This is a genomic window from Paraburkholderia sp. (genome assembly GCF_047605525.1).
GTDB lineage: Bacteria > Pseudomonadota > Gammaproteobacteria > Burkholderiales > Burkholderiaceae > Paraburkholderia.
Genome location: NZ_JASGFN010000026.1, coordinates 103657 through 117260, shown reverse-complemented (window position 1 = coordinate 117260; position 13604 = coordinate 103657). Strand labels below are relative to the sequence as shown.

The 13604-nt window shown below is 64.8% G+C and carries 13 protein-coding genes; 6 read left to right on the top strand and 7 right to left on the bottom strand.

Annotated elements, in window-relative coordinates:
- On the bottom strand, positions 1–317 hold a 317-nt coding region (locus QM685_RS30070; RefSeq protein WP_415122297.1), incomplete at its 3' end, for a hypothetical protein.
- A gap of 96 nt (positions 318–413) precedes the next feature.
- On the opposite strand from QM685_RS30070, the gene QM685_RS30065 reads away from it, so the two are divergent.
- Positions 414–1124, top strand: a complete 711-nt coding sequence (locus tag QM685_RS30065; protein WP_415122295.1) for a pirin family protein — start codon at positions 414–416, stop codon at positions 1122–1124.
- A gap of 165 nt (positions 1125–1289) precedes the next feature.
- On the opposite strand, the gene QM685_RS30060 is transcribed toward QM685_RS30065, so the two are convergent.
- A complete protein-coding gene (locus tag QM685_RS30060; RefSeq protein ID WP_415122293.1) occupies positions 1290–1823 on the bottom strand; it encodes a periplasmic heavy metal sensor in 534 nt (177 codons plus the stop codon).
- 219 nt (positions 1824–2042) lie between these two features.
- Between QM685_RS30060 and QM685_RS30055 the strand changes: the two genes are divergently transcribed.
- Positions 2043–2768, top strand: coding sequence for a response regulator (locus QM685_RS30055; protein ID WP_018419780.1), 726 nt, complete (start codon positions 2043–2045; stop codon positions 2766–2768).
- Positions 2752–4068, top strand: a complete 1317-nt coding sequence (locus tag QM685_RS30050) for an ATP-binding protein (RefSeq protein ID WP_415122290.1) — start codon at positions 2752–2754, stop codon at positions 4066–4068. The genes QM685_RS30055 and QM685_RS30050 overlap by 17 nt, the downstream gene beginning before the upstream one ends.
- A gap of 88 nt (positions 4069–4156) precedes the next feature.
- Here QM685_RS30050 and QM685_RS30045 read toward each other — a convergent pair whose 3' ends face one another.
- Both QM685_RS30045 and QM685_RS30040 read right to left on the bottom strand, forming a co-directional pair.
- Entirely contained in the window at positions 4157–4423 is a 267-nt protein-coding gene (locus tag QM685_RS30045) for a hypothetical protein (RefSeq protein ID WP_415122288.1), read from the bottom strand.
- A 105-nt stretch (positions 4424–4528) separates the two neighbouring features.
- Entirely contained in the window at positions 4529–6220 is a 1692-nt protein-coding gene (locus tag QM685_RS30040; protein ID WP_415122286.1) for a diguanylate cyclase, read from the bottom strand.
- A gap of 827 nt (positions 6221–7047) precedes the next feature.
- On the opposite strand from QM685_RS30040, the gene QM685_RS30035 reads away from it, so the two are divergent.
- Together QM685_RS30035 and QM685_RS30030 are read left to right on the top strand one after the other, a co-directional pair.
- A complete protein-coding gene (locus QM685_RS30035) occupies positions 7048–8799 on the top strand; it encodes an ABC transporter permease (protein WP_415122284.1) in 1752 nt (583 codons plus the stop codon).
- A gap of 19 nt (positions 8800–8818) precedes the next feature.
- Complete coding sequence (locus QM685_RS30030) at positions 8819–10165, top strand: AAA-associated domain-containing protein (protein ID WP_415122282.1); 1347 nt, start codon at positions 8819–8821, stop codon at positions 10163–10165.
- A gap of 69 nt (positions 10166–10234) precedes the next feature.
- On the opposite strand, the gene QM685_RS30025 is transcribed toward QM685_RS30030, so the two are convergent.
- From QM685_RS30025 to QM685_RS30015, 3 genes are all read right to left on the bottom strand, one after another.
- Entirely contained in the window at positions 10235–10762 is a 528-nt protein-coding gene (locus tag QM685_RS30025; protein ID WP_415122280.1) for a hypothetical protein, read from the bottom strand.
- Positions 10759–11346: a hypothetical protein gene (locus QM685_RS30020; RefSeq protein ID WP_415122278.1), complete on the bottom strand. Its 588-nt coding sequence runs from the start codon at positions 11344–11346 to the stop codon at positions 10759–10761. Before QM685_RS30020 ends, QM685_RS30025 begins: the two co-directional genes overlap by 4 nt.
- Positions 11347–11750: 404 nt before the next feature.
- Complete coding sequence (locus QM685_RS30015) at positions 11751–12809, bottom strand: sigma-54 interaction domain-containing protein (protein ID WP_415122276.1); 1059 nt, start codon at positions 12807–12809, stop codon at positions 11751–11753.
- A gap of 377 nt (positions 12810–13186) precedes the next feature.
- Here QM685_RS30015 and QM685_RS30010 point away from each other — a divergent pair, with 377 nt between their 5' ends.
- Complete coding sequence (locus tag QM685_RS30010; RefSeq protein WP_415122274.1) at positions 13187–13504, top strand: DUF883 family protein; 318 nt, start codon at positions 13187–13189, stop codon at positions 13502–13504.
- The last annotated feature ends 100 nt before the right edge of the window (positions 13505–13604 follow it).

Genomic DNA, 13604 nt, shown 5'->3' with positions numbered 1-13604 from the left:
CTTCGGTCGCGCGCCGCGTCGACCCGATGGCCGCCGCGTGCGGCTCGCCGGCCGCCCGGCGGGGCTTGCCGGCGGCCCTTGAACGGCTCGCCGAACGCCCGTGCGGCTTGAAAAGCGCGGTATTTTACCCGAAGCGCGACGAGGCGCCAGTCCAGGACGACAGCGCGTGGCGAGGCGCCGCGGCGGGCGTGGTGCGTGCGCGACGCCGGGGTGACTTTTCCGGCGCGGGGTGGGTTTCCGGGGACGCTTGTGGCCTTGTTGCGGCGTTTTTGGGGCGCGTGTTGTCGAACCCCGAACCCCATCGCGATTGCGCACATCGATGGAACGGTCCGGTGCACCCGTGCCGATTGTTATGCGCCCGGGTTGACCCTACATTCCCCGCATCGTTCTGTTTACTTACCGGGAGACTTTCCATGATCGAGATTCGCCGTTCCGAAGAACGCGGCCACGCCAACCACGGCTGGCTCGACTCGTATCACAGCTTCTCGTTTGCCGATTACCGCGACCCGCGGCACGTGCACTTCGGCCCGCTGCGCGTCATCAACGAAGACCGCATCGCCGGCGGCCAGGGCTTCGGCGCGCATGGCCATCGTGATATGGAAATCGTCACGTACGTGCTGGAAGGCGCGCTCACCCATCGTGACAGCATGGGCAATGGCTCGACGATCCGTCCCGGCGACGTGCAACGCATGAGCGCGGGCACCGGCGTGCAGCACAGCGAGTTCAACGCGTCGCGCGACGAACCGGCGCATCTGTTGCAGATCTGGGTGATTCCGCGCCGCGCGGGCGATCAGCCTGGCTATGAGGAAAAGCGTTTCGACGCCGACAGCAAGCGTGGCCGTCTGCGCGTGATCGCGTCGCCCGATGGCCGCGACGGCTCGGTGACGATTCATGCGGACGCATCGATCTACGCGGGACTGTTCGATCGCGAAGAAAACGCGACGTTCACGCTGCCGGCGGGACGCCTCGCCTATGTGCACGTGGCGCGCGGCGCACTGAGCGTGAACGGCAAGGCGCTCAAGGCGGGCGATGCCGCGAAGCTCAGCGACATCGACACGGTGACGCTGGAAAAGGGTGAAGACGCGGAAGTGCTGCTATTCGATCTCGGCCCGCTGAACGGCTGATTCGCGAAGCCGATTGCGGCGATCGACGCGTTCGCGATGTATTCGCCACGCTGCGCGCGCATAAGTCACTAACCAGCAACGCCACGGAAACCGTCTTCCGTGGCGTTTTTTCATGTGCGAGGCGGCCGTACGAGGCCGCCTCGCGTTGCCTGCGCATCACACCACTTACTGGTTTGCGGCCGGCGCCGAGGCCGCGCCCTTATGATGCTCCCAGCGCTCACGCATCTTTTCGTGACGCTGTTCCATCCGCGCGAAGCGCTTTTTCAGCGCGGTGCTGACGGTGGTCTTCTGCTGGTCGTTCAGGCCGTTATAGAACTTGAGCCAGGCGTCGGTGGTTTGCTGGCGCAGTTGCGCATCCTTCTGCTCGATCTGCTGGTGCGTCGCGGCCATCGCGTTCAGATCCAGGATAGGCTGTTGCTGCGCCGCCTTGAACTGATCGCGTGCCTGCTGATGATTGGCGCGCATCGCTTCGTGGTTCTGCTTCATCGTATCGAGCGCGCTCTGCCACAGCTTTTCCTGGTCCGCGTTCAGCTTGAGCTGGTCGTGGAGTTGGGTCAGATCTTTCATGAAGTGGCCGTGCCAGCCGCCGGGGCCGCCGTGGGCCTGTTCGGCGGGTTGAGCGGCATAAGCGGCGCCCGCGCCGAGGGCGAGAGCGGTGGCAGCAACGGCGAGAACGCGCGACATCTTTTTGGTGGACATATAAGGCTCCTTGTAATGGAATAGCCGACGATGCAACCGGTCATGTGGACTGCCTGCACTCGGTAAGGCACAGCGTAGAGAAGCGCGCCGACTGCTGTGTTACGCGCGTCGATGCCGCTATTACCACGCATTACGCGCGCCTTTCACCGTAACACCCAGTAACTGTTGAGGTGGTTCGGAAAACGAAAACCCTTTCTGCTGCGCGTTAAACTTCATTCCATGGCTACTCAAATTCTGGTTGTCGACGACGACGTCGAATTGCGCGATCTGTTGCGCGACTATCTCGCCCGTCAGGGCATCGAAGTTTCGGTGCTGCACGACGCGGGCTCACTCGAGCGCCGACTCGAGCGCGAGCGCCCGGACCTCATCGTGCTGGACCTGATGATGCCGGGTGTCGACGGGCTCACCGCGCTGCGCAAGCTGCGCGCGTCGGGCGACGATATCCCCGTCATCATGCTGACCGCGCGCGCGGACGACGTCGACCGCATCGTCGGGCTCGAGCTCGGCGCGGACGATTACCTCGGCAAGCCGTTCAATCCGCGCGAATTGCTCGCGCGCGTGCAGGCGGTGCTGCGGCGCCGCCGCACGTTGCCCTCGGCGGCCGCGCCGGAGCAGCGCGAGCCGTTCAGCTTCGGCCGCTTCACGCTCGACTTCCAGTCGCGCACGCTGCATCTCGAAGACAAGCCGCTCACGCTGTCGGGCAGCGAATTCGCGCTGCTGAAGATCTTCGTCAATCACCCCATGCGCACGCTCACCCGCGAGCGCCTGCTGGAACTGCTGCACGGTCCCGAGTACGACGGCACCGACCGTGGCATCGACGTGCAGGTGTGGCGCCTGCGCCGCATTCTCGAAACCGATCCGTCCACGCCGCGCTTCATCCAGACGGTGCGTGGCCGCGGTTACGTGTTCGTGCCGGACGGCGAGCAGCATGCGTCGGCCCATTGATTCGCTGTTCGGACGGCTCGCGCTGCTAGTCGTCGCGGTGCTGATGCTGTCGCATTTCGCGTGGTATGCACTGATGCGGCTCGAACGCTCGCAGTTGCAAACGCGCTACGCGGTCGAGGAAGCCACCTTCCTCGTCGACGCGGTGCGCCAGCACGTCGCCCGAACCCCGGATCAACCGTTGCCGTCGCGCGTGAAGCTCGTCGACCCGGCGAGCCCGGACGTGCCGGCGCAAAACGCGGCAATGCCGGCGCCGCTCGAGCGCTTCGTCGAGGACGTGCGCGATCGCATGCCGGCCGATACACAAGTGCGCGTCGGGCCGCCGGGCGGTCCGCCCACGCTGTGGGTACGCGCGGCGACCGACCGCAACTGGATCGTCGTGCCGGTGCAGCCGTTGCGCATGCCGCGCTCGCTCGACCGCACGGTGTTGTGGCTCGCGATCATTTTCTCGTTCGCGGTAATGGCGGCGCTTTTTGCCGCGTGGGCGCTGCAGCAGCCGTTGCGCTCGCTCGCGCAGGCGGTGACGCGTTTCGGCCGTGGTCTGCCGGTGCCGCCGGTGCCGGAGCGCGGTCCGCGCGAATTGCGGCAGCTCACGCACGGTTTCAATCAGATGGTGCAGGAAGTCGCGCGCACCGAGAACGACCGCGCGGTGATGCTGGCGGGTGTCGCGCATGACCTGAAGACGCCGCTCGCGCGTCTGCGGCTGCGCGCCGAAATGATGGACGACGCGAAGACGCGAGATGGCGTCGTGCGCGATGTCGATTCAATGACGCATATCGTCGAGCAGTTTCTCGTGTTTGCGCACGACGGCGCGGATCGCAGCGAACCGGTCGAAGTCGATGCCCAGTGCGAGCGCGTCGTGCGCAGCTATCGGGCGGTGGCGGCCGGCGCGCCGACCGTGCAGACCGAACTCAACGCGGGGCCGTCGTTCCTGCTGCCCGCCGCCACGCTCGACCGGATTCTGTCGAACCTGCTCGATAACGCGCACGCGTATGGCGCGCCGCCGGTTGTCGTCGCCACCGCGCGCACGTCGCAGGGCTTCACGCTAGCTATTAGCGACAACGGCAGCGGCATCGCCGCGCAGGACCTGATCAACGCGAGCCGGCCGTTCGTGCGGCTCGATCCGGCGCGCGGCGGCAATGGCCATAGCGGGCTGGGCCTCGCAATCGTCGAGCGGCTCGTACGGCGTGCCGGCGGCGATTGGGAAATCGGCAACCACGGCGGCCGTGGCTTGCGGGTGTTGATGAGCTTTCCGTTCGAGGTGCTGCCAAGGGTCGCGGCGGCTTCGGAAGGCGCCTGGTAAAAAGCGCGATAAAGAGTCGCGAAAAAGAAGTAGAAGCAGAATCGCGATGCGGGCGCCGGGCACCGGCATCGCGGCAGGGTGGGAAGCGCTAGTCCGAAAACAGCGTATTCAACGCATTCGCCGCCTCGCTATCCACGGTATTCCACGTCACCGTTTCCGCCTCGAAGATGTAGTGCGTCGTGTATCTGCCAAGGCGCGCGAGTATTTCCTCCTGAATCACCTCCGGCGCGACTTCCAGTTTCAGATACCACGCGGTAGACGACAGACGCGTCTGGAACGCGCCGTATTCGGCGAGCAGATGGTCGAATGCGTCAGCGTCCTGATCGCGACAGACGATCACCAGATTTCCCTTCATGCGAATCTCCCGTTAAAGCGGTAGCGACAATCCCGATATCAGGATTCATCATACCTGCTTCGTTGCGGGAAGCTCGATGCTATCGGCAGGGCGCGCTCAGCCGGTTCACCAGGCGTTCATCGCCGTACGCGCGGGCGGCGCGGTATCGTCGGGCGGCAGCGCTTCGGTGCGGTCGCGCCCGCCGGTCTTGGCCGCGTAGAGCGCGGTGTCGGCGCGGCTCATGATGCGCTCCGGCAGATCGTCGGGCGACAGCTCGGTGATGCCGATGCTCACGCTCAGGCCGGCGGTGGCCGGCAGCTTCGGCGACGGCACGTCTTTCAGACGCAGGCGCAGACGCTCGACGACGTCGCGCCCGCTCGTGAGATCGGTAGCCGGCAGCAGCAGGCCGAACTCCTCGCCGCCGAGCCGGCCGATCGCGTCGGAGCCACGCAACTCGGCGCGGCAGGTATCGACGAAATGTTCGAGCGCGCGATCGCCGGCGGCATGGCCGAAACGGTCGTTGATCTGCTTGAAGTGGTCGAGGTCGGCGATCGCCATGCACAGCGGCTCGTTGTTCGCCCGCGCGCGGTCGATCTCCCTGCGCAACAGATCGAGGAAGTAGCGCCGCGACAGCGCGCCGGTCAGCGCGTCGTGCCGCGCCTCCGCCGACAGCAGCGTATTGGCCGACTGCAACTGCTCGGCGAGGTCGCGCGTGGCGCGATGGTGGCGTCGCTCGCGCACGTAGGAAACGGTGATCACCCACGCCAGCGCGACGGTGCCGGCCAGCGTCAGAAACACCAGCAGATGGTCGCGCTTGTGATTGCGCAGCAGCTCGGGCCACGCGGCGAGCGGGTCGACCAGGTGCGCGGAGAGTCCCGAATTCAGGCCGCTGCGGTTCTGATACAGCGCCGGCACCGGCTGCTCGATCATGCCGAAGAGCTGCCCGGCGACCGCCGTGGGCACCCACGGCGCCTGTTCGCGCACCTGCGTGTCCTCGCGGATCAGCACGTCGGGAAACGTATCGCGGCGGTAGATGGTGCGGCGCTCGGCGGGGCTCATCTGCGTGACGCGCGAGTCCGGCAGCACATGGCCTTCGAGCGCGCTGTCGTGCGCCATGATGATGACGCCGTTGTCGTCGGAGACGAAGGTGCCCGCGTGCGCGACCCAGTGGCGCAAGCGCGCGATGCCGACCTTCGCGACCACCGCGCCGACCAGCAGCCCGTCCGCGTAGACCGGCGCGGCAATGAAAATGCCCGGCTCGCCGCTCGCGCGGCCGACGCCGTAGGCTTCCGAGAACGCGCCGAGCAGCGCGTTGGTGAGATAGCCGCGCGCGCGCATGTCGGCGCCGACGAACGATTGCTGCGCGCCGTCCGGACCCGCGATCGTGCTGCTCGACGCAACGCAGATGCCGTTCGCGTTGACGATCCAGATCTGGTCGAGCCCGGAGAAGCCTTGCGCGTCGTGCAGGAACTTGCTGACCGCCAGCATCTGCGGGTTGTTGAGCAAGGCGGTGCGCAGCGCGGGTTCCGCCGCCGCGTTGTTCGCGGCATAATTCTGCGATTGCACCAGGGCGCGCTGGACTATGTCCATTTCGGCCATGGTCGCGGGGATGGCGCGGGACATCGCGAGGTCGCTGGCGATCACTTCCGCCATGTTGTCGACGATCGACGTGGACATCTGCCGCTGCGTGCGCAGCGCCGCGTCCAGCTCTTGCTGTACCATCCGGTCCGCGACCATGCCTGCCACGAACCAGCAAGCCAGTACGATCAGCACGAAGCTGACCGGTCCGGCTACCTGGCGCAACGTTGTCCTGTTCATCGACCCTCTGATCCGTCTGGCTGTGACATGCGACTTGCTCTTTCGTGGCAGCGTGCTGGCGCTGGGTTGGCCGCCGTATTGCCCACTGAACCGGCCGCCCGGCTGGCCCTGATGCCGGCCCCCGCGTTGCTTCCGGTCCTCCGCCGGCACCGGACGCCGCAATGCCGACGGGGTCCGGGATGAACCGTTCATAAACAGGTACGTCGTTTCCTGATTTTAACCGTCGCGAGGCAAGGCGCCATGGTTATTGCGGGGATAGGGACCGCATGGCCCGCGCCGATCAGGTTCTTAACGGCAACTGCGCCGGTTTCTTGATGGCTGTACGGGTTTTCGGCTGCTTCGCCGGGGTTGCGGATGCGCCGCGGCGAGCGCGCATGTGGCTTGCGCGCCACGCGGGCCGGGGCGGGCGCGCGTGGCCCCTGCCGGAGTACGCGGGAGCAGGGTACAGTGCGGCGCGAAGCGCGCGATCCGGCCTTACGCGAGCCTTGCTGCAAGGGCTTGCGGCATGCATCTCTATTTGCGGCTAAAGGTTGTGCCTGAAACATAGGATGGTGTAGTGTCGTGCCGTCCAAAACGAGGAAAGCCCGCCAGCCTTCGGGCGGCGCCCGCGGCGACACGAATCCGGCGTGATGGTGAAGGGGGTGATCGTGGGCGTCTCGTCCATGAACATGTCCGTCGCCGGCCGACGTGTCTCCAACTCTAACGATTGACCACGCACGTTTTGTCATGCCTGATTTCCGCTTTCCGGACCTATCCATAGACCGCCGTGAGATAACCGCGGCCTCCTTCGAGCGTTCGCATGCCTGTTTCGAGGGGGAGGGCATCTGATGGATTTCAGCTTCAACCTGAAGCGCACCGCCAATGCATCGGCCTGGCGCGTACTGCCCAATCGCTGGGACTTCGTCGCGTTTCCGCTGATCATCTGCATCATCGCGATGGCGGCGATCGGCTTTCACGAGACGCTCGCGCCGATGTCGACGCTGCAGACCCAGGCGATCTCGCTCGATCCGTCGAATCTGCCCGAGTACGCGATGCGCACCACGCTGCGCATGCTCGCGGCGATGGTCGCCTCGCTCGTCTTCACTCTCGTGTACGGCACGCTCGCGGCCAAGAGCCGGCGCGCCGGCCTCGTGCTCGTGCCGATTCTCGACATCCTGCAGTCGGTGCCGGTGCTCGGCTACATTTCGTTTACGGTCACGTTCTTTCTGACGATGTTCCCGGGCCGCGTGCTCGGCGCCGAGCTCGCGGCGATCTTCGCGATCTTCACGAGCCAGGCGTGGAACATGACATTCAGCTTCTATCAGTCGCTGCGCACGGTGCCGCGCGATCTCGACGAAGTGTCGCGCGGCTTTCATCTGACGTCGTGGCAGCGCTTCTGGAAACTCGAAGTGCCGTTCTCGATGCCGGGCCTCATCTGGAACATGATGATGTCGATGTCGGGCGGCTGGTTCTTCGTGGTCGCCTCCGAAGCGATCACGGTCGGCAACCGGACGATTACGCTGCCGGGCATCGGCGCCTATCTCGCGCAGGCGATCGCGGAGAAAAACCTGCACGCGATCGGCTGGGTGATTCTCGCGATGACGGTCGTGATTCTCGCGTACGATCAGTTCCTGTTCCGTCCGCTCGTCGCGTGGGCCGACAAATTCCGCATGGAATTCACGAGCTCGGGCGACGCGCCCGATTCGTGGCTGCTCGACCTGATCCGTCGCACCCGGCTGATTCACCGTCTGCTCGTGCCGCTCGGCTGGATGTTCGCGCGCGCCGCCCGCGTGCGCATGCAGTTGCCGGCGTTCCAGACGCCGCGCTTCCATATTCCGCAGCGCGAGAAGAGTTCGAAGGCCGGCGACCTGATCTGGGCGGCGCTCGTGCTGATCGCCACCGTGTTCGTCGTGTATCGCGTGTTCCTTTATGTGCGCACCGGCGTCACGCTCGACGAGGTCGGTCACGTGTTCGTGCTCGGGCTCATCACGCTGCTGCGCGTGGTGGTGCTGATCGCGATCGCGTCGCTGATCTGGGTGCCGGTCGGCGTGCTGATCGGCCTGCGGCCCGCGCTGGCGGAAAAAATCCAGCCGCTCGCGCAGTTCCTCGCCGCGTTCCCGGCGAACCTGCTGTTCCCGGTGTTCGTGATCGTGATCGTGCGCTTCCATCTGAACCCGGACATCTGGCTGTCGCCGCTGATCGTGCTCGGCACCCAGTGGTATATCCTGTTCAACGTGATCGCCGGCGCGAGTTCGTATCCGAACGATTACCGCGAGGCGGCCAAGAATTTCCACATCCGCGGCTGGCAATGGTGGCGTCAGGCGATGCTGCCGGGCATCTTCCCGTACTACGTGACCGGCGCGATCACCGCGTCGGGCGGTGCGTGGAATGCGAGCATCGTCGCCGAGTTCGTCCAGTGGGGCGACACCAAGGTGGTCGCGCATGGCCTCGGTGCCTATATCGCGCAGACCACCGCGGCGGGTGACTATCCGAAGATCATCGTCGGCATCGCCGTGATGTCCCTGTTCGTGACCCTGTTCAACCGTCTGCTGTGGCGTCCGATGTACGCGTACGCCGAAGGCAAGCTCCGCCTAGATTGAGAAATGAAGGCATAACGCGATGCAAAATCCGAAAGCTGCTATGACTGCCGCGCCGATCCAGACGCCGCCGAAGCCCCCGCGCCTCGGCGAGGAAATCCTGCGCGTCAAGGACGTGTGCCGCGGCTTCAACAAGACGCAGGGCGAGTTGCTCGTCCTCGACGACGCGAACCTGTCGCTGCGAGAGGGCGAGATCGTCGGCCTGCTCGGCCGCTCCGGCTCGGGCAAGTCGACGCTGCTGCGCATCATCGCCGGTCTGATCGAGCCGACCGACGGCGAAGTCACCTATATGGGCAAGCCGCTCGAAGGCCCCGCGAAGGGCGTCGCGATGGTGTTCCAGACCTTCGCGCTGTTCCCGTGGCTAACCGTGCTGCAGAACGTGGAAGCGGGTCTCGAGGCGCAGGGCGTGGCCGCGAGCGAGCGGCGCACGCGCGCGCTCGCCGCGATCGACCTGATCGGTCTCGACGGCTTCGAAAACGCGTATCCGCGCGAGCTGTCGGGCGGCATGCGCCAGCGCGTCGGCTTTGCGCGCGCGCTGGTGGTCGACCCGACGCTGCTGCTGATGGACGAGCCGTTCTCCGCGCTCGACGTGCTGACCGCCGAAACGCTGCGTACCGACCTGCTCGATCTGTGGACGCAGGGCCGCATGCCGATCAAGGCGGTGCTGATCGTCACGCACAACATCGAGGAAGCGGTGTTCATGTGCGACCGCATTCTCGTGCTGTCGTCGAATCCGGGCCGCGTGATCGCCGAGATCAAGGTGCCGTTCAAGCATCCGCGCAATCGTCTGGATCCGGCGTTCCGGCGGCTGGTCGACGAGATCTACGCGAAGATGACCGCGCGCCAGACCGACGAAAAGACCCGCAAGGGGCTCGAGTTGCATAGCTGGCTGCCGCATGTGTCGACCAACCTGATGGCGGGTCTGATCGAGACGCTGGCCGCCGCGCCGTACCACGGTCGCGCGGACATGCCGGAAATCGCGCGCTCGCTGCATCTGGAAGTGGACGATCTGTTCCCGATCGCCGAAGTGCTGCAACACCTGGGTTTCGCCGACGTGCGCGAGGGCGATATTTTCCTGACGCCGCCAGCGCGCGTGTTCGCCGAGTTCGGCACGCAGGAACGCAAGATGATGTTCGCCGAGCATCTGTTGCGGCACGTGCCGCTCGCGGCGCGGATCAAGAAAGTGTTGAACGAGCGGCCGGGGCATCGCGCGCCGCGCGTGCGCTTCGAGCAGGAGCTGGAGGACTTTCTGTCGGACAGCGCCGCCGAGGAAACACTCGACGCGGTCATCAACTGGGGCCGTTACGGCGAGATCTTCTCGTACAACGACCAGACCGAAATTTTCAGCCTGGAAGACGTGGAGTCTTGAGCCGACGTTCTTCGGAACAGACGACGGTTTGGAAAAAAGCGGCGGGGTCAGTTCAGACCCCGCCGCTTTTTATTGCAGATTGCCCCAGCGTTCGACCGCCGGTTCGGCCGTCGCCCATTTCCAGCCTTTGTCCTGCTGGCACGCACTCGCCGTGAACCACATCTCGGGTGCGTTCGGACCATCGCCGTCCTGCACCGAGAACACGAATTCCTTGCACTGCGCGAGTGCCGAGCTGACGGCGCGGGTCACGCGCACCTGGCCGTGGCCGTTTTCGATCGGCAACGTATGCTTGACCGACCACGGACGTGTTTCGCCGACCGGCATCGTGCCGACCAGCGCCGCCATCAGATCCTGCTGATCCTGGTGCATGTTGCGCATGTAGCGCGCGATCACTTCGTCGGTCGCGGCCTGCACGGCGACGCCGACGCCGAGCGCGACGGCCGGATTGCTCGTCACGATACCCGACGCGACACCCGCCGCCGCGCCGCTTGCCGCGCCGATCGACGCGCAGCCGCTCGCGAGCAGACTCGCGCCGACGCACAGCGCGCCGGCCGCAAGGAGTCGCAGGTGGTGGGTGGAGAAGGGCCGTGCCGTCATTGCAGCGAGCCCCAGCGCTCGGTGGCCGGCTCGGCCGAGGCCCAGCGCCAGTTCTGGCCGTCACGGCAAATCGACGCGATGAAAAACGCGCTGCTGGCCGGCGTGTTCTTCGTCGCGTTCTGATCGACGGAGAAGACGATTTCCTTGCAGTCGAGCGCGCCGGTGCTGATCAGACGGCTGACCGTCACGCGGCCATGTTCGTCGTCTTCGATCGGGAACGAGTGGGTAATGCTCCACGGCGCGACCGCGCCGATATCGAGCGGACCGGCTGCCTGCGCGATGCTGTTCTGCGTGTTTCTGTGGACCACGCGCTCCGAGTACTGCACGCCGGCGCGCGCCGCGGCGACTGCGCCCAGGCCGATACCGGTCGCGACTGCCGCATTGCTGGTGACCTTGTTGGCGACCGCGGCGCCCGCGATACCGGCGCCCGCTACCGCGCCTTCCGTGTACACCGAGCTGCAGCCGCTCAATGCCGAGGAGACTACGAGCGCCAGCGCGACAAGTGCCGTCGGCACTGAGGTGTGAAGGCGTCCGCCGACGGCAAGGGGTTTTACGTTGCCGGCCCACGCTGTGTTCTTTTGCATTCTCTTGTTCCTGCCGTACAGGTGCCTTCGATCACGCGCCAAGCATGTGAACGAGCGGCACGTCGTTCAATACGCTGCCGCATTGTGCAGGATGCTATTTGTAATTGGCAGGGGGAAAGTGCAAAAATTTGCAAAACATTGTGCGCGACCCGTTGTTTTCTGTTTAATCGCTGGCGGTATATTCCTGGCGCTGCCAGGTAATCGAAACGAAAGCGAAAGCCATGTAATTTTGCGATTGGAGTTATTTACCGGCTGGAATGGCTGCGATGCCGCGCTCGCGCAAATGGGCGGTATAAACGTAACGTGCCGCGAAAACGCGGCACGAATATAAAAATACGAATACCGAAGCGGGTCGCCGCAATCGGCGCCCGGAGATCGACAAGCGGCTCGTAATGCGATGCGTCTTATTGCTCGGCGTCCTCTTCGCCGCTTTCGTCGCCGTAGGCGCTCAGGCGGTTGTACAGCGTCTTCAGGCTCACGCCGAGTGCTTTGGCCGCGCGCCGTTTGTCGCCGCCGCAATATTTGAGCGTGCCGAGAATGATCTGCTTCTGTGCATCGGCGAGCGGCGTGCCGATCCATACGCTCATCGCGTCGCCCTGCGTCACCGCTTTCTTGACCCGCGACGCCAGATGCGGATGCGGCAATTCCACGGTCTTCTCCGCGAGAATGAACGCGCGATACACGGCGTTTTTCAACTCGCGCACGTTGCCCGGCCACGACCACGCGCGCAGCGTTTCGATCGAGCGTTTGCTGAAGCTCTTGTTCGTGCCTTCCTGCTGGTTCAGTTGCGCGAGGAAGTATTGCGCGAGCAGTTCGCGATCGTTTTCGCGTTCGCGCAGCGGCGGCGCGCGCAACGGGAAAACCGCGAGCCGGTACATCAGGTCCTCGCGCAAGCCGTTTTCCTTGACGGCGACCGCGGGGTCGCGATTGGTCGCGGCAATCACGCGCACGTCGCCGCGAATCAGTTCGTTGCCGCCGACACGATAGAACGTGCCGGTTTCGAGCGCGCGCAACAGTTTGACCTGCCGCACCGGCGCCATCTCGGTGATTTCGTCGAGAAACAGCGTGCCGCCGTTCGCATGCTCGAAATAGCCGACGCGGCCCTGGACTGCGCCGGTGAAGCTGCCTTTTTCGTGGCCGAACAATTCGGCTTCGATCAGTTCATCGGGAATCGCGCCGCAGTTCACGGCGACGAACGCGCCGTCCTTGCGGCTGCTGCGCTCGTGAATCGTGCGGGCGATCAGTTCCTTGCCGGTGCCCGACTCGCCGATGATCAGCGCAGTCGCGTCGGTGTCGGCGACGCGCTCGATCTGCTCGTACAGATCCAGCATCACCGGCGACGAGCCATACAGCAGCCCGTACGATTTCAGCCCCGCGACGCCGTCCGCGACGCGCTGCTTCGCTTGTGGCGAAGCACTGCCGCTGTTGGAGACGGTGGGCGAGTCCAGATCGATTGACGCCATAAACGGGGAATCCTGTACAAAGAAAGTTCGTATTGCGCCGCGCGGGCCTTGAACGCGATAGACGGTACAGCCACTATCTCATAAAGAACAATTTAACCACCTGGAGACTGTTTCCGGCAATCGAAGCGGCAACGCGCGAATGCACATGGACATTATGTGCGCTTAATCGGTCGAAAGTGCCTGAATGTTACTGGTGCAATGCGTTAAAACAGCAAATTTACCGGGTATAGGCTTTGCGTGATTGACCGGTTCATTGACTCGTGTGAGTCTTCGACCGGTATCGAGATCACGGGCAGCAAAACGCGCGAACGCTTCCATTCATCGACGCAGGCATGTCGCGGAGTCGCACGAACGCCGAACCAGACGAGGAGTGAACAATGACTGACACCACACAACAACTTGCACTCGGCGGCCAGAAGATCGTCGAGGATCTTCGGGTGTTGCTGAGGGATTCGGAGGAAATGCTGCGTCTTGCGGCCAATGTGCCGGGCGAGGGCGTCGATGCGCTGCGCGACCGGCTCGGCACGCATGTGGAAACGTTGCAATCGGCGCTCGGCGACGCGCAACGCAACGTGCACCGCCGTTATCGCAAGGCGGCCGTCGGCACCGAGCGCTACGTGCGTCACAACCCGTGGCGGTCGGTCGCGATCGCGGCGGGCACCGGCTTCCTGCTCGGTGTGCTGGTCGCGCGCTAGACGCGCTGCGCGGCACGTCGATTTGAAGCGGCTCGCCGCGCGGTTTGCATCGCCTGCGCTCCCGGCATGATCCGCACTATTCGCATCAGACTCAGGAAAG